This window comes from Streptomyces sp. NBC_00028 (assembly GCF_045041065.1).
Lineage (GTDB): Bacteria > Actinomycetota > Actinomycetes > Streptomycetales > Streptomycetaceae > Streptomyces.
In genome coordinates, this window is the sequence record NZ_CP108293.1 from 2,602,061 (window position 1) to 2,626,003 (window position 23,943).

Consider the following 23,943-nt stretch of genomic DNA (forward strand, 5'->3'; position numbering starts at 1 on the left):
TGTGACAACCGCCGCCAGTGGCCTGCGTCACAACTCCCCGCTGTCACACGGTCCGTGCGGCCGGCGTCTCGTGTTCGTCAAGCCGATCCGACCGTGAGGACGACGTCATGGAACCCCGCTTCAACCTGTTCGACAGCCCGACCGCCGCGAAGATCGCCAAGCGCTTCTACAACGTCTCCCTGGCCCTGGACGAGTCCACCCTGCCCAAGAGCCTGCGCGAGCTGGTGGAGTTGCGGGTCGGCCAGATCAACGGCTGCGGCTTCTGCGTGGACATCCATATGAAGGAGGCGGCCTCGGCCGGTGAGAGCGTGCTGCGCCTCGGTCTCGTCTCCGCCTGGCGGCACAGCACCGTGTTCACGGAGGCCGAACGGGCCGCGCTGGCCCTCGCCGAGGAGGGTACGCGGCTGGCCGACTCCGCCCAGGGCGTCACGGACGAGACCTGGGCCGAGGTGCGGAGGCACTTCGACGACGACGAGGTGGGCGCGCTGGTCTGCCTGGTGTCGCTGATCAACGCGGCCACCCGGATGAACGTCATCGTGCACAAGCAGGGCGGGGACTACGAACCCGGGATGTTCACGTCGTTGTCCAACTGACCGGCGGCGGCGCAGTGTTCAGGCGCTGCGCCGCACCCCCGCCGACACCGCGACCCGCCCCACCGCCCAGAACACGGCGAGCGTGGCCAGCGCCATCCCGGCGACGAGCGTGGCGCCGCCCACGACCTTCTCGTAGTCGCGCTGGTAGAGCCCGTCGATGATGAACCGGCCGAGCCCACCGAGCCCGACGTACGCGGCGATCGTGGCCGTCGAGACGATCTGGATGGCTCCCGAGCGGATCCCGCTGAGCACCAGCGGGAGCGCGGCGGGCAGTTCGACCTGGAACAGCACCCCGGCCTCGCTCATGCCCATGCCCCGCGCCGCGTCCACCGGTGAGGGATCGACGGAACGCATCGCCTCGTACGTGGTGACGAGGATCGGCGGCACGGCGAGGACGACGAGCGGGACCATGACGTTGATCAGGCCGAACCCGTACAGCAGGGTCAGCAGCACGAGCAGACCGAAGGTGGGCAGGGCCCGCCACGCGGTGGCGACGAGGGAGAGGGCGTTGCCACCACGGCCGTAGTGGCCGGTGACCAGACCGACCGGCAGGCCGATCAGGACGGCGAGGCCCAGCGCCTCCAGGGTGTAGCCGAGGTGTTCGGCGAGCCGGGTGGGGATGCCGTCGTAGCCGTGCCAGTGCGCGCCGTCGCTGAAGAACGCGTCGATGAAGTGGAACAAGTTCACCAGACTTCCTTCGTCATCGTCCTCGAACTCGCCTTCGCACTCGTCTTCGTACGCGTCACCCGGCGCGGCATCCACGGCGTCAGCACCAGTCGTACGACGACCAGGGCGCCGTCGGCGAGGAGGGCGAGCAGCGCCATGCTGAGTACGGCGTTTACGGCGAGCTCGGGCCGGTTGTAGATGTTGGCGTCGTTGATGAGATTGCCGAGGGCGCCCTGGTTGCCGATGATGCTGCCGATGCTGACCAGGCTGATGCTGGACACGGTGGCGACCCGCAGGCCCGCGATGATGGCGGGCACCGCGATCGGCAACTGGACCTGGACGTAACGGCGTACGGGGCCGAAGCCCATGGCGGTCGCGGCGGCGAGGGTCTCCTGGGGAACCGAGCGGACACCGTCGACGATCGCCGGGACCAGCACGACGAGGCTGTAGACGGTGAGCGGGATCATCACCGTCAGCTCGGTCTGGCCGGTGTAGTCGATGAGCAGGACGAAGAAGGCCAGCGAGGGGATGGCGTAGAGGATGGTCGTCACCCACAGCACGGGCGGGTACAACCAGCGGAAGCGGACGCAGAGTTGGGCCAGCGGGAGCGAGATCAGCAGCCCGGCGAGGACGGGGAGCAGGGCCTCGCGCAGATGCAGGCCGACCAGGCCCAGCCAGCTGTGCTGGAGGTCGCTGGGGATGTCGAAGAGGCGGTCCCAGTTCATCCGGTGACCTTCGCGTCCGCGTCCGTACGGCCCTCGGCGTGGGCGCCCCTGATCGCCCGGGCGATCGTCTGCTGGGACACCACGCCGGTCACCTTGCCGTCCGTGTCCACGGCCACGGCCCATCCGGTGGGCGAGAGCACCGCGCAGTCCAGCGCGGCCCGCAGCGAGTCGGCACCGGCGACGAACGGGCGTCCGTAGGGCAGCAGTTGGCCGTCCGCAGCGGCGAGGTCCGCCGGCTTGGTCCAGCCGAGCGGTCTGCCGTCGGCGTCCGTCACCAGGAGGAACTCGGCGTCGGTGTCCGCTCCCTCGGTGCCGCCGCCCGCCGTGACGACGGGTGCCATGGTCAGTTCCAGCCCGGTGGACGGGAAGAAGGAGAGGCGCCGGACACCTCGGTCCGCGCCCAGGAAGTCCTCCACGAAGTCGTCCGCCGGGTGCGTGAGCAGCTCGGCGGGTGGCGCGAACTGGGCGAGCTTGCCGCCGGTGCGCAGCACGGCGACCATGGTGCCGAGCTTGACGGCCTCGTCGATGTCATGGGTGACGAAGACGATGGTCTTGCCCAACTCCTCCTGGATGCGGAGCAGTTCGTCCTGGAGGCCCTTGCGCACGACAGGGTCGACGGCGGAGAACGGCTCGTCCATGAGGAGGACGGGCGGGTCGGCGGCGAGCGCCCGGGCGACGCCGACGCGCTGCTGCTGACCGCCGGAGAGCTGGTACGGGTACCGCTTGGCGAGCGAGCCGTCGAGCCCGACCCGGTCCATGAGCTCCCGGGCGCGCTCGCGGGCCTTGTCCTTCTTCCAGCCGAGCAGCCGGGGCACGGTCGCGATGTTGTCGACGATGGTGCGGTGCTGGAAGAGGCCGGCGTTCTGGATGACGTATCCCATGGACCGGCGCAGGGTGTTGACCGGCTGCTGCCGGCTGTCCTGGCCGTCGATGAGGATGGTGCCCTCGCTGGGCTCGATCATCCGGTTGATCATGCGCAGGGTGGTGGTCTTGCCGCAACCCGAGGGTCCTACGAGGACGGTGATGGCACCGTCGGGTATCTCCAACGAGAGCCGGTCGACCGCCACCGTGCCGTCCGGGTAGCGCTTGGTGACTGAATCTATCCGTATCAAAACGCCGAATACCCTTCGGGTCTGGCATGAGTTGCCCGTTTTCGGCCCCAGGGGGACCGGTCGTTCCGGTGAGTCTAGACCCGTCGTGTTTCGGACCTGCGAAGACGCCGTGCTGGCTGTGCGTGATCTGTGAGTCCGCTGATTCTCACCCTTCCCTCAGGACCGGCTCAGCGTTCCCCCAGACATGGCCCGGATCGTCACCGCCATGACGACCCTCGCCCCACCGCCGGCCCGAGAGCGCGGACACCGCGCCGCTCCCCCGGCCCGCAGCGACCGCCTGCGCCGTGTGTTCACCGGCGCGCCCGACGACCCCCGCTGGGCCCGCCCCGCCCTCTGGGCGGTCCTGGTCCTGGCGACGGCCCTGTACGCCTGGAACCTGTCCTCCGTCACCGGCAACTCCTTCTACGACGCGGCCGTCTACTCCGGCACGAAGAGCTGGAAGGCGTTCTTCTTCGGGGCGTTGGACGCGGGCAGCTTCATCACGGTGGACAAGCCCCCGTTCGCCCTGTGGGTGATGGGCCTGTCGGCCCGCCTCCTCGGTTACGGCACCTGGCAGTTGGCGCTGCCGATGGTGGCCGTGGGGGTGGGCTCGGTGGCGCTGCTGTACCGCATGGTCAAGCGGGACTTCGGCGCGGTGGCGGCGACGATCGCCGGGCTGGCCCTCACCCTGACCCCCATCACGGTGACCATCAACCGCGACACCAACCCGGACCCGATCCTCGTCTTCCTGATGCTGCTGGGCGCTGCGGCCCTGCTGAAGGCCGTGCGCACGGGCCGGCTGCTGCCGCTGGTCTGGTCCGGCGTGGCGATCGGGTTCGCGTTCAACACGAAAATGATGCAGGCGTACGTGGTGCTGCCCGCGTTCTTCGCGGTCTACCTCTGGGCTGCGCGTGGCTCGCTGGGCCGCCGTATCCGCAACCTGGTGGTCGGCACGGTGGCGTTGGTGGTCTCCAGTGCCTGGTGGATGGTGGTCGTGGACCTGATCCCGGCCTCCTCGCGCCCCTACATCGGCGGCTCGACCGACAACACGGTGTGGGACCTGGTCATCGGCTACAACGGCTTCGGCCGGATCTTCGGGGCGAGTTCGTCGGTGGGCTCGCAGGGCAACGGGGCGAGCTTCGGCGGCGAGGCGGGCCTGTACCGGCTGTTCAACAGCATCATGGGCGGTCAGATCTCATGGCTGATCCCGTTCGCGCTGGTGGCGTTGGTGGGCGCCCTGGTGCTGCGCGGTCGTGCGCCGCGCACGGATGCGAAGCGGGCGGCGGTGCTGCTGTGGGGCGGCTGGTTCGTCCTCCACTACCTGACCTTCGCCCTGGCGGAGGGCACCTTCCACCCGTACTACGTCACGGCGATGGCCCCGGGCATCGCGGCACTGGCCGGAATCGGCGCGGTCATGCTCTACCGGGCCTTCGTGGAGGGTTCGGCGGCGAAATGGGCGTGGGTACTGCCGTCGGCCATCGCGGCGAGCACGGTCTGGGCGGTCGTCCTGCTCCAGCGGGTGTCCGGCTCCGGGACGCTGTACACGGTGGCGGAGGTGGTCGCCGGCGTCGCGGGTGCGGCGGCGGTGCTGGGCCTGCTGCTGGGCCGCTTCACCAGGCGGCAGCGGTTGATGGGCTGCGCGGCGCTGGCCGCGGTCGTGGCCCTGCTGGCGGGTCCCGCGGCGTACTCGGTGTCGGCGGCGACGACCGCGAGCACCAACGGCACGAACCCGACGGCGGGTCCGAGCACGGGCGGCGGGATGGGGATGGGCGGAGGCGGCGGTATGACTGGCGGGGGCGGTGAGCGGCCGAGCGGAGAGGCTCCCAGCGGCACGGCCAACTCCACCCGGCCCGAAGGCGGCGGCATGGGCGGCGGAGGCACCCAGGTCTCGTCGGCGATGATCACGTACCTGAAGAAGAACCAGGATGGCGCCACCTGGCTGGTCGCGGTCGCCACCGACCAGACGGCCTCCTCGATCATCCTGGAGTCCGGTCAGCCCGTCATCTCCATGGGCGGCTGGTCCGGCAGCGACGACGCGATGACCCTCACCAAGCTGAAGAGCCTGGTGAAGGCGGGCAAGCTCCACTACATCGTGGTCAGCGACAGCGGCCAGGGTTCGGCGAACTCCGAGATCTCGACGTGGGTGAAGAAGAACGGCACGGCGGTGTCGGACTACAGCGGGCTGTATCGACTGGACGCTTCGGACGTCGACTGACACACGGTACGAACCGAGGGCGGACCGCGACCTGCGGTCCGCCCCGGCGTTTTCCAGTAGTGTCTCGCCACCGGACGGGCATCGACGGCGAGTGGGGTCAGGTGCGGCACTTCTTCTTCAGCTACGCGCGCTCCGATCTCGTGGACGTGTATCTGGACCGGTTCTACGAGGACCTCTGCCGCGAACTGTCCAGCCGGGGCGGCCTCCCCCTCGACTCGGTCGGCTTCATCGACCGGAACCAGCCGAGCGGCACGTTATGGGCGACCGCTCTGGGTGAGGCCCTGGCGGAGTGTCTGGTCTTCGTGCCGGTCTACTCACCGCACTACTTCGGCAGCCACGTGAGCGGCCAGGAGTGGTCCGCCTTCTCCACCCGCCTGGCGGCCCACCACAAGACGACCGGCCACCGGCCGCACAGCATCGTTCCGGTGTGGTGGCTGCCGCCCCGCGGAGAGCTGCCACCGGTGGCGGACGAACTGCAGGACTCCCGGGACCTGTTCGGGAAGGAGTACAAGCAGTTCGGGCTCAAGACCCTCCTCCGGCGACGCGACTACCGAGGCCAGTACCTCGACTTCCTGGAGCGGTACGCGGAAATGGTCCTGGAGGCGGCGGCGACCCCACCGGACCCGCACCCGGTCCCCGACCTGCTTTCGCTGCCCAACGCCTTCGCCCCGGCCGAGCGGCCCGGCCTCGCGAACGGGCGGATCCCCGCGGCGCGTGCCGGCAGGGGTGCCAGAAAGGTGGTGTTCGTCGTGGCGGTCGGCCGACGGGACGACATGCTAAACGTGGCGCACGCCGAACTCGACATGTACGGCGAGGAGTTGGTGGACTGGAGGCCGTATCACCCGGCCTCATCGGGCAGCATCGTCGTGCGCGCCCAGGGCGTGGCCTACACCCGCGACATGGAGTCGCAGGTGGTGCCCGCCGACGACTCGCTGTTCACGCTCCTCGACGGGCCGACGGAACGCCAGTGCCTGGTCGTGCTGATCGTCGATCCCCGATCGGTCGAACTGGAGTCGTTCCAGGAGCTGTTCGCCCGCCTCGATCGGACCCGGTCGAGCAACTCCGTCATCCTGATGCCCGCGGACCTCGACGAGCTGCGCAACGGACCACGGGGCACTCACCTCTACAACCGGCTCTACGCCAGTCTGGGCAACTGGATGGAAGCGGGCGGCGGCGCCTTCCGGGGCGACCTGCCGTCGATGGAGGACTTCGAGCGGGTCCTCGGGCAGGTGCTCATCGAGATCCAGGGACGCATCATGCGCATGGCCGAGGTCGTACGCCGCGTCAACGAGGCCGGGCCGCAGTTCCGGCCGGTGCTCACCGGACCCGGAGGGCTGGGGCGTTGAGGGCGCGGATCGTCACCTTCTACTCGTACAAGGGCGGCACCGGACGCACCATGGCCCTGGCCAACGCGGCCTGGATCCTGGCCTCACGGGGCAAGCGGGTCCTGGTCGTGGACTGGGACCTCGAAGCCCCGGGCCTGCACCGCTACTTCCACCCGTTCCTCCCCGACAGCGAACTGCGTTCGTCGCCCGGAATCATGGACCTGGTGTGGGAGTTCGCGACCGCCGCCACCGACCCGGCCACCCCGGACGGGCCCGACTGGCATGAGCCGCTCGCCGCGATCCAGCCGTACGCCGTGTCCGTGGAGCACGACTTCGCCGAACCGGGATCCATCGACCTCGTCCCCGCGGGCCGCCAGGACGATCTGTACTCCACACTCGTGGCCACCTTCGACTGGAACAACTTCTACGAGCGGCTCGGCGGCGGCGGCTTCATCGAGGCCCTCAAGCGCAGCATGCGGGAGCACTACGACTACGTCCTGATCGACAGCCGTACAGGACTCAGCGACACCGCGGGCATCTGCACCGTCCAGCTCCCGGACATCCTGGTCAACTGCTTCACCCTGAGCAGTCAGGCCATCGACGGCGCGGAGGCGGTGGCCGCTTCGGTGCACCGGCAGCGGGCGGGCAACCAACTGCGTATGTTCCCGGTGCCGATGCGGGTCGATGACGGGGAGGCCGAGCGGCTGGAGCAGGGGCGTCGTTACGCGCGGGCCAAGTTCGGACGCTACCTGTCTCATGTGCCGGACCCCGAGGCCTACTGGGGCGCTGTAGAGGTGCCGTATCAGCCCAGTTACGCCTACGAGGAGATCCTCGCGACCGTCAGGGACGAGCCCCTGCGCCCCGCCAGTATGCTCGCGGCCTCGGAGCGCCTGGTCGCCCACCTCAGCGACCAGGAGGTCACCCAGGTCAGGCCGCTGGAGGAGCAGGAACGCCGGGGTCTGCTGCGGCAGTTCATGCGCAACGTGCCCCTGGAACCGACAGGACCGGCACCGAGCGGCCCCGGGCGGCCGGGCAGGCGCGTCTTCATCACCTACGCCTACGACTCCCCCGACCACTTCGAGGCTGTGCGCGAACTGTGGTTCCTGCTGCGCGGCTACGGCATCGACGCCCGGCTGGACCTGCCACCCGGCCAGCGCCAGGAGGACTGGCCGCGCTGGCAGCGGGAGCAACTCCTGGGCGCGGAGCTGGTGTTGCCGGTGTCCTCGCCGAGCTACCGCAGCCTCCCGGACGACGAGGCAACGCAGCTCCGGGACGTCTTCTACGCCTATCCGGACCGCTTCCTGCCCGTCACCCTGCCGGACGGTTCCCCGGACGGCCTGCCCGAGTTCCTGGTGCCGCCGCCCCGGCGGGCGGAGGCAGCCGCGCTGACGGCCGAGGGGGTGGGGGCGGTGGCCGAGGTGATCAACCGCCGTGCGGTGACCGAGAAGGCCGTGCTGGTGCTCCCTCCGATCGACGAGGAGCCGCACCGGGGGCCGTCGCCCTTGGACCCCGAACTCTTGCGGGCGGCCGATGCGCTGGCCCTGGCTGTGCAGCGGAACCTGCTCTGGGAGCTGGCACGGGGCGACATCGACGATCGTCGCCCGCTCCCGCTCCGATGGTCCCTCAGCCGCAGAATGGTGTCTCGTTCGGATCCCGGCCGCATGCCCATGACCTACGGCGACCTGTTGAGCCAGCCGCGCAGCCTCTTCGACTCCGTACCGGACGGACGGCTTGTCCTGCTCGGACCAGCCGGCTCGGGCAAGACGACAGCCGCCTACCGACTGGCGGCCAGCCTGCTGGAGACGCGGACTCCGGACGAACGCTTCCTGGTACCGGTGATGCTGTCGCTGGTTTCATGGGATCCGCGCGACCGGACGCTCGCCGGCTGGATCATGGACCACTTGCGCAGGGAATACCCCGCGCTCTCGACCCAGCTCCAATGGGCCACGCTGAGCCTGCTGGTACACGGGGGCTGGATCCTTCCCTTCCTTGACGGCCTGGACGAACTTCCCCCCGAGACCCGCGCCTTGGCGATCGAGGCGTTGAACCACTCATCGGGGACGCCGTACGTGCTGACCTCACGCACCGACGAATACGAGGAGGTCATCCGCCAGGGCGGCCGCCCCTTGCGGGGAGCGACGGTCCTGGAGCTCGAACCACTCCGAACGGCCGATGCCTTCCGCTATCTCCAACAGGACCTTCTACCGGGCGACAGGCGGTGGAATCCGGTATTCGACTTCCTCCAAGACCGGCCGTCCCACCCCTTGACCAAGGTCCTGAGCACGCCCTTCATGCTCCGCATGGCCAGAGAGGTCTATCGGGACCCCTCGACCGATCCCCTGGATCTGCTGGAGTTCACCGACCGCGACCGCCTGCGACAACATCTGCTCGACGGCTTCATTCCCTCCGTCTACCGCGCCATCGATCCCAGGCGCACGCCACCCGCCAAGGCCAGGCGCTGGCTGACATTCCTGGCGGGGCACATGAACCGGCTCCAGACGCGGGACTTCGCCTGGTGGGAGCTTCATCGGGTCTACGGCTCCCTGGCGTTGCGGCTCCGGCTCGGGAGCGTCGCACTGGTCCTCACCACTCCGCTGCTGAGCTTGGCCCTCTCCCTCAAGGGGGGCTCTCGCATCTTCTTCCTCACCGTCGCCGGAGTGTTCTTGGCGCTGGTCGTCCTCGCCACCAGGCGGTCACCGCAGCCCCGTGTGCTCTCCCTGCCGCGTCGCAGACGGTCACGGCGATCGACCGACGCCCTCAGCCCGAGGCGGAGCCTGCGGCTGGACTTTCGGTCAGCGATGCTGCCACCGGTCCTCGTCGGTGTGGCCACCATGGCCGCCTTCGCGCCGACGACCTGGAATCCTCTCGTGTGGCTCCCCGCCTGCCTGTTCACGGCCGTCCCCGCGTCGGCGTTGATGCTGCGCGGCAGGGCGTCCCCCCGCTATTACGTCGTCGCCGGGTGGTTGGCGTTGACCGGGCGGGGGCCGAGGCGCCTGATGAGATTCCTGGAGGAAGCTCACGCCCTCGGGGTGCTACGCCGCAGCGGCTCCGTCTACCAGTTCCGTCACGCGGACCTGCAAGAGGTGCTCGCCACTCCGGAAAGGCCGGAGGACCACCAGTAGGGCTCAGGAACGGCTCTCCGCCTCCGCCGTGGGAAACCCCGCCGTCCGCACCACCTTGCGCTCCGCGTTCACCGCGAACATCTCGACGCCCGGCAGGGAGGCCGCCCAGTCCACGCCCTCCGCCCCCATGGCGAACGCAGCCGTAGCCACCGAGTCCGCCTCCGTCAGGGAGGTGGCGACGACCGTCAGGCTCAGCAACCCCGTGGCCGGACGCCCCGTACGCCCGTCGATGATGTGATCCCCGCGCTCATAGCGCGCGGACGTCGCCACCGCCCCGTCCGTCAGCGACAGCACCGTGCACAGCTTGTCGGCGTGTTCGGGGTGCCGTACGCCCACGCGCCAGGGGCCGCCGGCGGCGATCACGTCGCCGCCGGCGTTCAGGACGAAGCGGCGCGCGCCCGCCGACGCGAGCAGCTCCGCCGCACGCTGCACCGACCAGCCCTTGACCACCGCGCAGGGGTCGAGGCCCCGGCCGGGCAGACGGACGTCGAACGCGCCGCCCGTCGCCGTCCGGTAGTGCTCGCACAGGTCGAGGACCAGGCGGAGGTCTTCGCTGACCTCCGACTCCGCCAGTTCGCCGCGGCCCAGCCGGGACACCTCGCTGTCCGGCTTGAACGGGCTGAAGCGGGCGTCGACCTCGTGCAGCCAGGAGAAGACCAGGTCAGCGGTCCGCTCGAAGTCGCCCTCGTCGTCGACGCGCAACGACACCGGGAAGCCCATGACGTGCTCGACCCTGTGCATGATCAGCCCTTCGCGTCGATCGCGGCCTGAAGGGACTCCTTGTAGGCCTCGCTCGTGATCGTCGCACCGGACACCGTGTCGATGTCCGCGCTCTGCGCCTCCAGCGTCTCCGCCACCAGCTTCGGCACCGCCGCCGTGGTCTGCGGATGGTTCGGCTGCTGGAGCATCTTCACGGCCGTGATCTTGTCGCCCTCGAAGGTCACCTGGACCTGGACGGGGCCCTTCTCCGTGTTCAGCGCGGAGCCGTCGATCGTCTGGGACGTGCTTGTCTCAGAGGCCGTGGGTGTCGGGGACGACGCCGACTTCGCGTTCTTGTCGATCGCGGCCTGGAGGGACTCCTTGTAGGCCTCGCTCGTGATCGTCGCGCCCGACACCGTGTCGATGTCCGCGCTCTGCGCCTCCAGCGTCTCCGCCACCAGCTTCGGCACCGCCGCCGTGGTCTGCGGATGGTTCGGCTGCTGGAGCAGCTTGACGGCCGTGATCTTCTCGCCGTCGAAAGTGACCTGGACCTCCACCGGGCCCTTCTCGGTGTTCACCGTCGTGCCCTTGACGACCGTGCCCGACGAGGAGCCCCCGGAGGAAGAGGAGGAGGACGACGACGGGGTCGGCGCCGCTTCCGTCGTACTGCCGCCTATCGAGGGCTCGTAGCGCCAGACGGGGACCAGGCCGGCGATGCTGAGGACGACTACAGGTATGGCTCGCTTCACGATCTCTTCCTCATCCAGCCAGGCTGAAGCGCTCGAAGTGGGTCTGCGCCTTGGGCACGTTCAGCTCGCGCAGACTGCGCAGCACCGCGTTCATCATGGGCGGCGGCCCGCACAGGAAGACGTCGCGCTCGGCGATGTCCGGGACCAGGCGCCGCAGCTCGCCCGGCGCCAGCTTGTCGGGGGTCACCGGGCCGCTCACCAGGTACAGTTCCGCGCCCTTGGCCGCCGCCAGCTCGCGCAGCTCGTCGTAGAGGACGGCGTCGCGGTCGTTCGCGACGCGGTAGATGACGACCGCGTGGCCGTGCAGTTCCTCCAGGAGCGCGCGGATGGGGGTGACGCCGACGCCGCCAGCGATCAGGACCGACTCCGGGCGGGTGCGGTGCAGCGCGGTGAAGGCGCCGTAGGGGCCCTCGGCGAAGACGCGGGTGCCGGGCTTGAGGTGGCGCAGGGCGGCGCTGCCGGCGCCGGCGGCCTTCGCGGTGAGGCGGAGGGTACGGCCGTCGGGGGCGGCCGACAGGGAGAAGGGGTTCGCCTGCCACCAGCGGTCCTTGGTCAGGAACCGCCAGAGGAAGAACTGGCCGGCGCGGGCGGGCAGCTTGTCCAGGTCACGGCCGGTGATGTAGATCGAGACGACGGTGTCGGACTCGGGGACGACCGCCTCGACCCGGAACTGGTGGCGCAGGTTCCGCCACAGCGGCAGCACCGCGCGGCCGAGGACGACCGCGCCGAGGGCGACGGTCCACACGCCGTACCAGTAGGTCCTGGCGACGGAGGACGAGGCGAAGGTCGTACCGGCCGCGATCTGGTGGGTGATGGCGAGCACCACGGCGACGTACGTGTAGAAGTGGATGAAGTGCCACGTCTCGTACGCGAGCCGGCGCCGGGCCCAGCGGCCCGAGACGGCGCCGACGACGATGATGATCCCCAGCGCGACGAGCGCGCGGAGCACGCCCTCGGTGGTCTCGGCGAGGTCGACGACCGTGCCGATCGGGCCCATGTCGGTGCCCTCGGCGTAGCCGAAGGCGATGAAGACGGCGTGCGCGAGGAGCGCCCACAGGATGCTGAAGCCGGTCCAGCGGTGCCAGGAGGTGAGCCGGTCCATGCCGATGCGGCGGTCGAGCCAGGGCAGCCGGGCCACCAGCAGCAGCTGGAAGGCCATGAAGAGGGCGCCGTAGAGGCCGAAGAGGCGGCCGAGCACGATCAGCGCGTTGGAGGCGAAGCCGGCCTGGGCGAAGAAGACGGTCACCACGGCCACGTTCGCGGCGATCAGGCCGTACAGGCCCGTGCGGGCCACCACTTTGGGCCGTATCGCCGTGGGGGGCGCGGTGGGCGGTTTGACGGTCGTCGTCACGGAACGGAGCTCCTTGATCGGGGCCTGGGACTAGAGCTTCGCTTGAGCGACCTGTCGAAAAGCTGTCGTACAACTTTCAAGTGGTTATCGATGTGGCCTCGGGGAGGATACGGCTCTGGTCTGTGGGGCGACGTGCCGCACTATGAACGGGTGGAAAAAGTACGACTCCTCGTCGTGGACGACGACCCGCCGATCGCCGACCTCGTCGCGACGGTCGCCCGCTACGAGGGCTGGGAGGCGGTGACCGCGAACTCCGGCGAGGAGGCGCTGAGCCGTGCCGCGGAGTTCCACCCGGACATCGTGGTGCTCGACCTGATGCTGCCCGACCTCGACGGTTTCGGGGTCCTGGACCGGCTACGACGCTCGGGCACGATGGTGCCGGTGGTGTTCCTGACCGCACGGGACGCGGTCGCCGACCGGGTCGCGGGGCTGACCAGGGGCGGGGACGACTACCTGGTCAAGCCGTTCGCGGTGGAGGAGCTGATGGCCCGGCTGCGGACGGTGCTGCGGCGCGCGGCGGGCCCCGGCTTCCAGCGCTCGGTGCTGCGGGTCGCGGACCTCACGATGGACGAGGACACCCGCGAGGTGCGGCGCGGCGGGAAGCTGCTCACGCTCACCCCGACCGAGTACGAGGTGCTGCGCTACCTCATGCGCAAGTCACCGACCGTGCTGACCAAGGCGCAGATCCTCGACCATGTGTGGGAGTACGGCTTCGGGGGCCGTTCGAACGTCGTCGAGCTGGTGGTGAGCCGGCTGCGCCGCAAGCTGGACGAGACCGGTGACGATCCGCTGATCCAGACCGTGCGGGGCTTCGGGTACGTGATCCGGCAGGCCTCGGAGTGATCGGGCGGCTGCGCTCGGCGTACCGGCGGATGCGGCTGGGCACGCGGCTCGCGCTGGGGCTCGGCGCACTGGCTTTGGTCGTGTTCGGCGTCGTCGGCACCGTCCTGACCACATACATGCGCGACTACCTGTCGAACCAGCTGAACGAACAGCTGTCGATCGCCCAGGTCGCCCAGTCCAAGAGCATCGCGGAGTCCGGCAGCCTCGCGGGCAAGAAGTACTGGCGCTGGTACTACGCCGTGTACGACGTGAAGGACGGCGCCCCGGTACTGCGCACGCCCGAGGACCCGACCGACCTGCCGAAGGACGTCGACGAGTTCACGGCGGTGGCCGAGGTCAAGACCGCCGCCGGCGGCGGCACGGACGTGACCCGCACCGAGCATCTGGCGGGCGCGGGCGAGTACCGGCTGCGCGCCTGCGAGGTCGAACCCGGGGTGATCCTGGTCAGCGCGGCGCCCATGGACGACATCGACGACACCGTGGGCCAGCTGATCACCGTCCAGGTCATCGCCTTCGGCCTCGCCCTGCTGGCCCTGGTCCTGTTCGGCCGCAAGGTGCTGCGACGCGGCCTCAAACCCCTGAGCGACATGGCGTCCACGGCCCACGGCATCGCCTCGCACGATCTGACGGAGTCGGCGGCCCGACTGCCGCTGCGCGCCGACCGCAAGGGCGGTGGCCCGGAGGTCGAGGAGCTGCGGACCGCGTTCAACACGATGCTGGAGCACATCGACCGCTCGCTCGCGGTGCGTTCGGAGGTGGAGCAGCGGCTGCGCCGTTTCGTCGCCGACGCCTCCCACGAACTGCGCACGCCGTTGATGTCGGTACGGGGCTACGCGGACCTCTTCCAGTACGCCGCCGCCAACGCCCCCGAGGAACGGGACAAGCATCTGGCCCGGCTCCGCGCCGAGGCGGCCCGCATGGGCGTCCTCCTCGACGACCTGCTGCTGCTCGCGCGCCTGGACGCGGCCGAGGTGGAGACCCCGCTGCGGCCGGCCGACACGGATCTGGTGACGCTGGTCCACGACGCGGCGGACGCGTTCCGCGCGGCCCACCCGGACCGCCCGCTGACGGTGGCGGACGGCCCGGACTCGGTATCCCTACGGGTCGACCCCCACCGCATCCGCCAGGTCCTGGACAACCTCCTCACCAACGCGGCCATCCACACCCCGGCCGGAACACCGGTGTGCCTGACGGTGTCCGTGGCCGCCGGGCGGGCACGGGTCGAGGTCATCGACTCGGGCCCGGGCATCCCGCCGGCCGACCGCGAGCGCGTCTTCGACCGCTTCTACCGCGTCGACAAGGCCCGCAGCCGAGACCGCGGCGGCAGCGGCCTGGGCCTGGCCGTGGCCCGCTCACTGGTACGGGCACACGACGGCACCGTGGAGGTAAGCAGCGAACCGGGCCGGACAGTCTTCACGGTGACGCTGCCGCTGGGCGGACCGGTGCCGGTGCCACCGGGCGGCCCGACGGTGGAACGGGCCGCGGGCTGAGCCGAAGCGGCCAGGGAGGGGCTGCCGCTGGGCGGCCTGCGCCGTGATCGCCGTCGTAACCGTGAGGCTGCCGCGCGGCGTGTTGCCGTCGTCAGGTGCGCCTGCCGCGCAGTGAATCGCCGTCGTCACGGTGCGCCTGCCGCGCGGTGAGTCGTCGGCCTCAGCGTGACGCTGCGCCGCTGGGGCGGGCCGACGGTGGAGCGGGCTGCGGGGGGAGTCGCTGCCTACGAGGCGCTGCCGGTGGGCGGACCGCATGGTGAGTCGCCGCCGTCACTGTGACCCTGCCGCGCGACGAGTCGCCGTCGTCACGGTGCGCCTGCCGCGCATTGAATCGCCGTCGGGACGGTGACATCGCCGCGCAATGAGTCGCCGGCCTCCTCGTGACGCTACGTCTGGGGGCGGGTCGACCGCTGAATGCGTCGGGGCGGCCGGCTTACGGCAGGGGCAACTCCGTCCAGATGATCTTGCCTTCCGGGGTGTAGCGGGTGCCCCAGCGTTCGGTGAGTTGGGCGACCAGGAAGAGGCCGCGGCCGCCCTCGTCCTCGTTCTTCGCGCGGCGCAGTCGCGGGGAGGTGCTGCTGCCGTCGAAGACCTCGCAGATGAGGGCCCGGTCGCGGAGCAGGCGGAGTTGGACGGGGCCGGTCGCGTGGCGGATGGCGTTGGTGACCAGTTCGCTGGCGACGAGTTCGGCGGTGAAGGAGAGGTCCTCCAGGCCCCACGCGGCGAGTTGCTCCGTGACGGCGGCGCGGTAGCGGGAGACGGCCGACGGGTCGCTCGGCACGTCCCACTGGGCGACCCGGTCGGAGTCCAGGGCGTGGGTGCGGGCGACCAGCAGGGCCACGTCGTCGCTCGGCCGGGCCGGCAGCAGCGCGTCCAGGACCGCCTCGCAGGTCTCCTCCGGCGGACGCCCGGCGCCCCCTAGGACGGTGCGGAGCTGCTCCAGACCGGTGTCGATGTCACGGTGCCGGTCCTCGACCAACCCGTCGGTGTAGAGGACGAGTTGGCTGCCCTCGGCCAGCTCCAGCTCGACCGTCTCGAAGGGCATCCCGCCGAGCCCGAGGGGCGGCCCGGACGGCAGGTCGACGAAGGTCACCGTGCCGTCGGGGTCGACGACCGCGGGCAACGGGTGCCCGGCGCGGGTGAGGGTGCAGCGCCGGGACACCGGGTCGTAGACGGCGTACAGACAGGTCGCGCCGACGATCCCGGAGTCGGGACTGTTCTCCGCCGCCCAGCCCTCACCGCGGTCGAGGCGGCCGACCAGGTCGTCGAGGTGGGTGAGGAGGTCCTCGGGCGACAGATCGAGCGCGCAGAAGTTGTGGACGGCGGTGCGCAACCGCCCCATGGTCGCGGCGGCGTGCAGCCCGTGTCCGACGACGTCCCCGACGACCAGCGCGACACGGGCCCCGGACAGCGGGATGACGTCGAACCAGTCCCCGCCGACCCCGGCCTGCGCGGGCAGATAGCGGCAGGCCACCTCGACGGCGCTCTGCTCGGAGCGGCCTCGCGGCAGCAGACTGCGCTGCAGGGCGAGCGCGGTGTTGTGCTCGCGGGTGTAGCGGCGGGCGTTGTCGATGCAGATGGCGGCCCGGCCGGCGAGTTCCTGGGCGAGGGCGAGGTCGTCGTCCTCGAACGGCGCGGTCTTGTCGGCGCGGTAGAAGCCGACGACACCGAGCGTGGCGCCGCGGGCCCGCAGCGGCACGGTGATCAGCGAGTGGACGCCGGCCCCGAGGACCCGCTCACCGCGCGCCGGGTCCTGGGCGAACCACCCACCGCCCGCGGCCGGCACGGGCTCCAGCACGGACTGCCGGGCGTCCAGACTGCGGGCCTGCGGGGTCGCCGCGACGTACTGCACGGTGTCCCCGACGGCATGCAGCCGCGATTCCTCGTGTACGGCGCCCAGGGCGACCCGCCGCAACGGGGTGTCCGCGCCGAGCGGCCCCGGCTCCTCGCCCCGCAGCACCGTGTCCGGCAGATCGACGGCGACGAAGTCGGCGAACCGGGGGACGGTGACCTCGGTGAGCTCCTCGGCGGTGCGGGTGACATCGAGGGTGGTGCCGATCCGCACCCCGGCATCATGCAGCAACTCGAGCCGCCGCCGCGCCAGTACGGCGAGCCGCCCTACGCCGGGCTCGCCGACGAGGAGAAGGCGGGCGTCGGCGAGCAGCGGCGTCGCGCCGGCCGCCGAAGCCACCTCACCGCCCGCACCTCGCTCCCCGTCCCCACCGGTCCGGACGACGGTGCGCAGGGTGCCGCCCCGCGGCGCGGCCGGGGGCGCGGTCGGGGACGGGGGCAGGGGCGCAGCCGGGGAGGAGGGCGATGTCCGGGAGGAGGGCGATGTCGGGGCCGGGGCCGGGGGCAGTGTCGGGGCCGATGCCGCAGTCGCGGCCGAGACCGAGGCTGGTGCCGCAATCCCGGCCGCCGCCGAAGCTGGTACAGCAGTCCCCGCCGCCGCCGAAGCCAACGTCGCGGCCGATGCCGGGGTCGGGGCCGGGGTCAGCGTCGGGACCGGTGTCGCGGTCGCGGCCGATGCCGATGCCGATGCCGATGTCAGTGTCGCCGCCCGTGTCGGCGTCGGGGAGGAGGCCGGCGCCGGCCCGGGCGGCGGTGACACGGGCAGCGCCTGGACCGACACCGGACGCGTGGTGACCGTGACCTGGCGCAGCCGGGGGCTGCCGAGGATGCGGGCCTCGACGACGACGCCCGTCTCGCCCGCCGCGCCTTGCACCTGACGGCGCAGCAGGGTGGCGGTGCGGCCGCCGGAGAGGGTGACCTCGTCGAGCGTGCGGTGCGGCGAGGCGAGGAGTTCCTCGGCCTTCTCGCGCAGGACGGCCCGGTCGACGCGGCTCAGCTCGTCGCCGTAGGTGTCGGAGCCCTGCGCGGGCTGCCGCCACCCCGTCGAGGCGCCGACGGCCCGCCGGTACGCGGCGAGCAGCGCCCGCTCCCGCTCGGTGGCCTGGTCCAGCAGCCGGGCCTCGATCGCGTGCGCGGCCTCACGGACCAGCCGCAGCATCGCGGGATCGCCCTCGTCGCGCAGACAGGTGAGGTCGAGGACGGCCTCGATGCGTCCGCTGAGCGGGTTGCGGACGGGTGCGCCGGCGCAGGCGAAGGGCTGGAGGCAGTCGGCGAAGTGCTCCCGGCCGACGACGTAGACGGGGCCGCGTTCGGCGAGCGCGGTGCCGACGCCGTTGGTGCCGACGACCCGTTCGGACGCGTCGAACCCGGGGGCGAACCGCACCTCGTCGAGCCGGTCGCACAACCGTCGCCCGCCGCCGAGCCGCTGGATCATCCGGCCCAGGCCGTCGCACACGGCGATGGTCGTGCCGGCGTCGGTGAGCGAGACGGCCAGGTCGGCGAGGACCGGGTCGGCGGCGTGCAGGAACGCGTCGTCGAGGGTGAGGTCGGAGGCGTAGGGCACGAGCAGTTGGTCCGGTTCGAGCCCCGCGGAGCGGCACCGCTTCCAGGAGTCCAGGACCGAGTCCCGGACGTCCGCGTCGACCCGCGCACCGGCCAGGAATCGTTCGTGGGCGTCGACGAGCCCACCGATGTCGTCCCAGGAGACGGACAACAGAATCACTTCCCTCACCCGGAGGTGGGCCAGGTGGCGTGCCTCCGTTCGGCTCGCCCCCGGCGGAGTCCTCCCAGCCATTTCACGGTAGACCTTTTGTGACGCCGATCACAACAAAGTCCGGGGATGCCTCGGGCGTATCTTTCGCCCCGACATTCGACACCCCGCACCCGCGTTCGACCAGGCCCCTTTCCCCACCCCCGAACGGGTGACCACCCGGCCGGACCGACCGTCAGCCCCGCCCCGGCCGCCCGGAGCTGCGCCGCACGACGAGCTCGACGGGAATCATCGACTCGTCCTCCTTCTCGGCCTCGGCGCGCCCGTCGATCCGGTCGAGCAGCAGCCGCAGCAACCGGGTGCCGATCTCCGCGAAGTCCGTCCGTACGGTGGTCAGCGGGGGCAGGAAGTGGGCGGCCTCGGGGATGTCGTCGTAGCCGACGACGCTGATGTCGTCGGGGACCCGGCGGCCCGCCTCATGGAGGGCGTGCAGCAGCCCGAGGGCCATCTGGTCGTTGGAGGCGAACACGGCGGTGACGTCCGTGCGGCGGGCCAGCTCCCGGCCCAGTGCGTAGCCGGAGTCGGCGCTCCAGTCGCCGGCGAGCGGCGGGGGGATCTCGGCGCCGGCCGCCTTGAGGGTGTCCTGCCAGCTGGCCACCCGCTGGTCTGCGGAGGTCCAGCCGGCCGGCCCCGCGATGTGCCACACGGTGGCGTGCCCGAGGGTCAGCAGATGCTCGGTGGCCTTGTGGGCGCCGCCCCGGGAGTCGGCGGTGGCGAGGGGCGTGCCGCCCCTGATCTCGTTCTCCATGACGACCAGCGGGGTGCCGAGCCGGGTGTCGGCGAGCGCCTGCCCCACCCGGTGCTGCGGGGCGATGGCGATCACCCCGTCGGCACCCTCGGCGGACAACCGCTGCACGGCCTCGGCGACGGTGGCGTGGTCGGCTGTGTCGTCGAGGGCGATGGAGCTGAGCAGGTAACCGGCTTCCTGGGCGGCGGTGTTGATGGCGGTGAGGATGCTGGCGGGCCCGTAACGGGCGGCGTCGAAGGAGATCACCCCGACCATCCGGGTCCGCCCACTGGCCAGCGACCGCGCGCTGGCACTGGGCCGGTACCCCAGCACCCGCATCGCCTCCCGCACCGCCTCCCGGGTCTCGTCCCGCACAGCGGGATGCTCGTTGAGCACCCGGGAAACGGTCTGCTTGGACACCCCAGCCATCCGAGCCACGTCATCCATGACAGGCCGGGCCCCCGCGAAGTTACGTCGACTGCGCCCCTTGGGAGCGGGAGAGTCGGCGGACCGAGGGTTCATCGGGTCACTTCCTCTGAAGGGGACCGGGTCGCCCACAGCATACGGCTGCGCAACGCCGCTTCAGGGGCGCGGGGAACTGCGCGACCAGCCACGACGAACCCGCACCCGACAACTCACCGCACAGCCCAACGGCGAATGGTCACCAACTCCACCCGCTCGACGACCGCGACGTCCCGGCGTCCCCCTTCCGCCACATACACACCACCGTCCCCTTCAACCCCTGGCAGGACCCGCACCCTCAACTCTCCCTCCGGCACCCGATCCAGCCCGATGTCCCACACCCGCCCCGAATAGAACTGATCGGCGACAAGGACGTCCCCCACATAAGCCCGTCCCACATCCCCCGCCCAGTGAATCCGCAACAAGGTCCCGCTCGGCACCTCATCCGGCAGCGAAACGACATACTCCGCCGCCACCGTCTCGAACCACTTGTCCTCAGGCACACTCGCCCGCCCCATGACCCCGGTCACCGCCTCAGGCGCAGACCCGGCGGCCCGAACGAGACGGACAGAGGCCGACCCGGCGTCACTGGACCCTCCTTCCAGCACGAACCGCGTGAACACCCCGTCCCGCACCCCACCGCCCCTCGGCGAGGGAAACACGGCGTACGACGGCCGCTCGACGGCACTGTGCACGCGCATCTGGTCCGCGTCGAAGACGACCCCGCCGTCCGCGAGCACCAACCGCTCGGCGCCCCACAGCACGCCTCGATAGGCGGTACGAGCCGTAGTCGCGTCCAGCACCAGCAGCCCCACCCGCTCCCCGCCCACCGTCTCCACCTCGACGAGCGCGTCCGTCCCGGCCCGCACCCCGGTGACCAGAGCGCGGCCGTCCACGTACGAGACCTCCCCGGACGGAGCCGAAACAGCAGCCGCGCCCACCAGGGCCACCTCAGGAGCGATCCCGTCAACCGCGGCCAGCACCAGCACCGTTCGGCCGTCGTCCTCCACCGTGCAGACCGGCTGAGCCGTCGCCCACTCCAGCCGGACCCCGCCCACGTCCAGCCGCAGCGGCCAGCAGAACGAGGCCCCGGACGGCACGGTCACCGGCTCGGACGGGAAGCTCAACTCCCCGTCCTCGAAGGCGACACCGAAGGAAGTCGCCGGGTGATCCGGCAACGGCTCGTGCGGCTGGTGGTTGTTGACGAACAGGAACCCCGACGAACCATCACCGCGCACCGCCCACCGCAGCGTCTCCCGGTCCCCCTGTCCCCGCGGCTGTTCGGCCGGCAGCACGCTCGCCATCGGCGCGATCAGCTGACCGAAGTCCGCCAACAGCAGGTGCTGGAGCCGGAGTTCGTCGTACACCGGCCGGTACTGCCCGTACTCGCCGAGCGGGGCCTGGAAGTCGTACGTCAGCACGGGCAGGTCGTTGGGATATCCCGTGGCATGGGACTCCTGAAGGGTCGTCGACTCCCCTACCGGATTGGTCCCACCGTGGAACATGTAGTAGCCCTGCCACACCGATCCGCACCCGATCTTGGTGAGCCCTAGCGCGGCGATGTCGGCCGCGTCCACGCGTGGGCGCCGGTGGTAGGAGGCCGCCATCCCGCCGCCCAACTCGCAGGTGGCCCAGGGGAATCGGTCCGCGGAGGCGTCCGGGGCGCTGCCCCGGACGGCGGTCACCGGGCGCAGGTCCGCGCCGATGCCCTCGTCGTCGCGCTGGTGGGTGAAGAAGAAGTGCTTGCGGCAGGTGTCGGGCCAGCCGCCGTCGGCCTCGGTCCAGAAGGTCTCGGTGTAGCCGCCGTACAGGGGCAGCAGTTCGTCGGGCGGGAGCTGGACGCCGCCCCAGGCGGTCGACGTCCACAGGGGTGCGCTGAGGCCGGCCTTTTGGGCCATGCGCTTCAGGGTGAGCAGGTGGCCGGGCTGGTCGTAGAGCTCGTTCTCGATCTGGATCGCCACGATCGGGCCGCCGTGGGCGCGGTCGAGGCCGTGGAGTTGTTCGGCGATCGCCGCGTACCAGGGGCGCACCAGCTCCAGGTAGGCCGGGTCGTCGGTGCGCGGGACGCAGTCGTGGGCCAGGACCCAGTCGGGCAGGCCGCCGTTGCGGACCTCGGCGTGCACCCAGGGCCCGATCCGCGGGATGAAGTCCAGGCCGTGACGGGCGCAGAGTTCGGCGAAGCGGCGCAGGTCGCGGTCGCCGTCGAAGCGGATGCGGCCCTCGGTCTCCTCGTGGTGGATCCAGATGAGGTAGCTCGCGACGACCGTCACTCCGGCCGCCTTCATCTTCAACAGTTCCTCCTCCCACACGGCGGCCGGGTAGCGGGTGAGGTGGAACTCGCCGGAGACCGGGAACCAGGGGCGGCCGCCGCGGGTGAGATAGCGGCTGGTGACCTCGATCGGGTCGGGGACGCCCGGTGCGTCGGTGAAGGGCAGATGGCCGGTGAGCGGGGGTGGGGGCGCCGCGGGGACGCGCAGGCGGTGGTGGGCCATCAGGGGTTCACCGGTCCGAGGTCGGGGCTGTCGGTCAGCTGGGCACGGGTGGCGGTGGTGGCGTGCAGTTCGAGCAGGATCAGCTCGTTGCCGCCGGCGCGCAGGACCGGGCCGGGGACGTACAGGGTGTGCTGGGGGCCGCGGTTCCAGTAGCGGCCGAGGTGGAAGCCGTTGATCCAGGCCTGGCCCTTGGTCCAGCCGGGCAGGGACAGGAAGGTGTCGGCGGGTTCGGCGACCTCGAAGGTGCCCCGGTGGAAGGCCGGTTCGAAGGCGGTGGCCGCGTCGGACGGTGCGAACGGCACGGCGGCGAGGTCGTCGAGGGCCAGCGGGTGGCAGTCCCAGCCGTGCAGGGCGGCGCCGTTGAGGGTGACGGGGCCGAGCAGGCCCTTGGGAGTGCCGATGCGGGGGCCGTAGTTGACACCGCCCATGTTCTCGACGAGCACCTCCAGGGTGGCGCCGGCGCGGGGCACGTGGACCGCGAGGGTCTCGTCGTGGCGTTCGCGTTCGAGGACGCCGACGGGGGCGCCGTCCACGAAGACCTGGGCGCGGTCGCCGACACCGCCGGTGAAGTGCAGCAGGCCGGGGCCGGCCGTGTGGAGGACGGCGCGGTAGAGGGCGTAGCCGGAGGCGAGGCCGAGTTCGTCCATCATCGCCGGGGACTCGGTGCGCAGGGGTGCGGCGAGGGTGGCGGCGTGCGGGAGCAGCGGGGCGCGCTGGTCCAACTCGACGGTGAGTGGGGCGAGTTTGCGCGAGGGCGCCGGGACCGGCTCGTCCGGTACGGGGACGTGGCGGGCGATGACCTCGCGGAAGGCGTGGTACTTGGGGCCGGGGTCGCCGGACTCGCTGAGCGGGGCGTCGTAGTCGTAGGACGTGACGGTGGGCTCGTAGGTGTGGTGGTGGTTGGCGCCGTTGCGGAAGCCGAAGTTGGTGCCGCCGTGGAACATGTAGATGTTGACGGAGGCGCCCGCGGACAGCAGCCGGTCCAGGTCGGCGGCGGCGTCGGCGGCGCTGCGGGTGTGGTGCGGGCCGCCCCAGTGGTCGAACCAGCCGACCCAGAACTCCGCGCACATCAGCGGGCCTTCGGGCCGGTGGGTGCGCAGTTCGGCGAGGGCGGAGTCGATCTTGCCGCCGAAGGTGCCGGTGGTGAGGACGCCGGGCAGGCTGCCGGCGGTCAGGTGCTCCTGGTTGACCTGGTCGCAGGTGAAGAGGAGTTCCTCGACACCCCGGTCGCGGAAGCCCTGTTCGAGGTGCTTGAGGTAGGCGGTGTCGTCGCCGTAGGCACCGTACTCGTTCTCCACCTGGACGGCGATGACCGCGCCGCCGCGTGCCGCCATGTGCGGGAGCAGTGGGGGCAGCAGCTGGTCGAGGTAGCGGTCGATGGCGGCGGTGAACCGGGGGTCGGAGCTGCGCAGCGCGATGTCGGTGTCCGAGGTGAGCCAGCCGGGCAGGCCGCCGCCGTCCCACTCGGCGCAGATGAACGGGCCGGGGCGCAGCAGGACGTTGAGGCCCTCCTCGCGGGCGAGGGCCAGATAGCGGGGCAGGTCGAGGATGCCGTCGAGGACCAACTCGCCCTCGGGGTCCGGCTGGTGGGCGTTCCACGGGACGTACGTCTCGACGGTGTTCAGGCCCATCAGACGGGCCTTGCGCAACCGGTCGGCCCATTGGTCGGGGTGGACGCGGAAGTAGTGCATGGCGCCGGAGACGATGCGGAATGGCTCGCCGTGCAGCAGAAATCCGTCGGAGGTGGTCGTGAGTGCGGACATGCGGGACT

16 protein-coding genes are annotated in these 23,943 nt (G+C 71.1%); 6 read left to right on the top strand and 10 right to left on the bottom strand.

The window, feature by feature from the left end:
* Window positions 1-107: 107 nt before the first annotated feature.
* Window positions 108-593, top strand: a complete 486-nt coding sequence (locus OG885_RS11495; RefSeq protein ID WP_405730032.1) for a carboxymuconolactone decarboxylase family protein — start codon at window positions 108-110, stop codon at window positions 591-593.
* An 18-nt stretch (window positions 594-611) separates the two neighbouring features.
* Here the strand turns inward: OG885_RS11495 and OG885_RS11500 are convergent, their stop codons facing one another.
* The 3 genes from OG885_RS11500 to OG885_RS11510 are packed head-to-tail and all read right to left on the bottom strand — an operon-like array spanning window position 612 to window position 3,096.
* The gene (locus OG885_RS11500; RefSeq protein WP_399950843.1) at window positions 612-1,280 is read right to left on the bottom strand and encodes an ABC transporter permease; all 669 of its coding nucleotides are present in this window, start codon (window positions 1,278-1,280) and stop codon (window positions 612-614) included.
* Window positions 1,277-1,984, bottom strand: a complete 708-nt coding sequence (locus OG885_RS11505) for an ABC transporter permease (RefSeq protein ID WP_399950840.1) — start codon at window positions 1,982-1,984, stop codon at window positions 1,277-1,279. The genes OG885_RS11500 and OG885_RS11505 overlap by 4 nt, the downstream gene beginning before the upstream one ends.
* The gene (locus tag OG885_RS11510) at window positions 1,981-3,096 is read right to left on the bottom strand and encodes an ABC transporter ATP-binding protein (protein WP_405730037.1); all 1,116 of its coding nucleotides are present in this window, start codon (window positions 3,094-3,096) and stop codon (window positions 1,981-1,983) included. The genes OG885_RS11505 and OG885_RS11510 overlap by 4 nt, the downstream gene beginning before the upstream one ends.
* Before the next feature lie 205 nt (window positions 3,097-3,301).
* Between OG885_RS11510 and OG885_RS11515 the strand changes: the two genes are divergently transcribed.
* Genes OG885_RS11515 through OG885_RS11525 form a run of 3 tightly spaced genes read left to right on the top strand, consistent with a single transcriptional unit; the run spans window position 3,302 to window position 9,737 of the window.
* On the top strand, window positions 3,302-5,290 hold the full coding sequence (locus tag OG885_RS11515; protein WP_405742692.1) for an ArnT family glycosyltransferase: 1,989 nt from the start codon (window positions 3,302-3,304) through the stop codon (window positions 5,288-5,290).
* A 59-nt stretch (window positions 5,291-5,349) separates the two neighbouring features.
* Entirely contained in the window at window positions 5,350-6,636 is a 1,287-nt protein-coding gene (locus OG885_RS11520; RefSeq protein ID WP_405730040.1) for a TIR-like protein FxsC, read from the top strand.
* Window positions 6,633-9,737 (top strand): KGGVGR-motif variant AAA ATPase, encoded by a 3,105-nt coding sequence (locus OG885_RS11525; protein ID WP_405730043.1) that lies wholly within the window; start codon window positions 6,633-6,635, stop codon window positions 9,735-9,737. Before OG885_RS11520 ends, OG885_RS11525 begins: the two co-directional genes overlap by 4 nt.
* 3 nt (window positions 9,738-9,740) lie before the next feature.
* Here OG885_RS11525 and OG885_RS11530 read toward each other — a convergent pair whose 3' ends face one another.
* Genes OG885_RS11530 through OG885_RS11540 form a run of 3 tightly spaced genes read right to left on the bottom strand, consistent with a single transcriptional unit; the run spans window position 9,741 to window position 12,536 of the window.
* On the bottom strand, window positions 9,741-10,478 hold the full coding sequence (locus OG885_RS11530) for an FAD:protein FMN transferase (protein WP_405730046.1): 738 nt from the start codon (window positions 10,476-10,478) through the stop codon (window positions 9,741-9,743).
* A gap of 2 nt (window positions 10,479-10,480) precedes the next feature.
* A complete protein-coding gene (locus OG885_RS11535) occupies window positions 10,481-11,185 on the bottom strand; it encodes an FMN-binding protein (protein WP_405730049.1) in 705 nt (234 codons plus the stop codon).
* Window positions 11,186-11,195: 10 nt separating this feature from the next.
* The gene (locus tag OG885_RS11540) at window positions 11,196-12,536 is read right to left on the bottom strand and encodes a ferric reductase-like transmembrane domain-containing protein (protein WP_405730052.1); all 1,341 of its coding nucleotides are present in this window, start codon (window positions 12,534-12,536) and stop codon (window positions 11,196-11,198) included.
* 90 nt (window positions 12,537-12,626) lie between these two features.
* Between OG885_RS11540 and OG885_RS11545 the strand changes: the two genes are divergently transcribed.
* Entirely contained in the window at window positions 12,627-13,379 is a 753-nt protein-coding gene (locus OG885_RS11545; RefSeq protein ID WP_405730055.1) for a response regulator transcription factor, read from the top strand.
* Window positions 13,376-14,869 (top strand): sensor histidine kinase, encoded by a 1,494-nt coding sequence (locus tag OG885_RS11550; protein ID WP_405730057.1) that lies wholly within the window; start codon window positions 13,376-13,378, stop codon window positions 14,867-14,869. The genes OG885_RS11545 and OG885_RS11550 overlap by 4 nt, the downstream gene beginning before the upstream one ends.
* 433 nt (window positions 14,870-15,302) lie before the next feature.
* Here OG885_RS11550 and OG885_RS11555 read toward each other — a convergent pair whose 3' ends face one another.
* From OG885_RS11555 to OG885_RS11570, 4 genes are all read right to left on the bottom strand, one after another.
* Complete coding sequence (locus OG885_RS11555; RefSeq protein ID WP_405730059.1) at window positions 15,303-18,443, bottom strand: SpoIIE family protein phosphatase; 3,141 nt, start codon at window positions 18,441-18,443, stop codon at window positions 15,303-15,305.
* 223 nt (window positions 18,444-18,666) lie between these two features.
* On the bottom strand, window positions 18,667-19,740 hold the full coding sequence (locus OG885_RS11560; RefSeq protein ID WP_405730061.1) for a LacI family DNA-binding transcriptional regulator: 1,074 nt from the start codon (window positions 19,738-19,740) through the stop codon (window positions 18,667-18,669).
* Between the two features lie 113 nt (window positions 19,741-19,853).
* Window positions 19,854-22,172 carry a beta-galactosidase gene (locus OG885_RS11565; RefSeq protein ID WP_405730063.1) on the bottom strand — a complete coding sequence of 773 codons (2,319 nt, stop codon included), beginning with the start codon at window positions 22,170-22,172 and terminating at the stop codon, window positions 19,854-19,856.
* Window positions 22,172-23,935, bottom strand: a complete 1,764-nt coding sequence (locus OG885_RS11570; protein WP_405730065.1) for a glycoside hydrolase family 35 protein — start codon at window positions 23,933-23,935, stop codon at window positions 22,172-22,174. Before OG885_RS11570 ends, OG885_RS11565 begins: the two co-directional genes overlap by 1 nt.
* Between the last annotated feature and the right edge of the window lie 8 nt (window positions 23,936-23,943).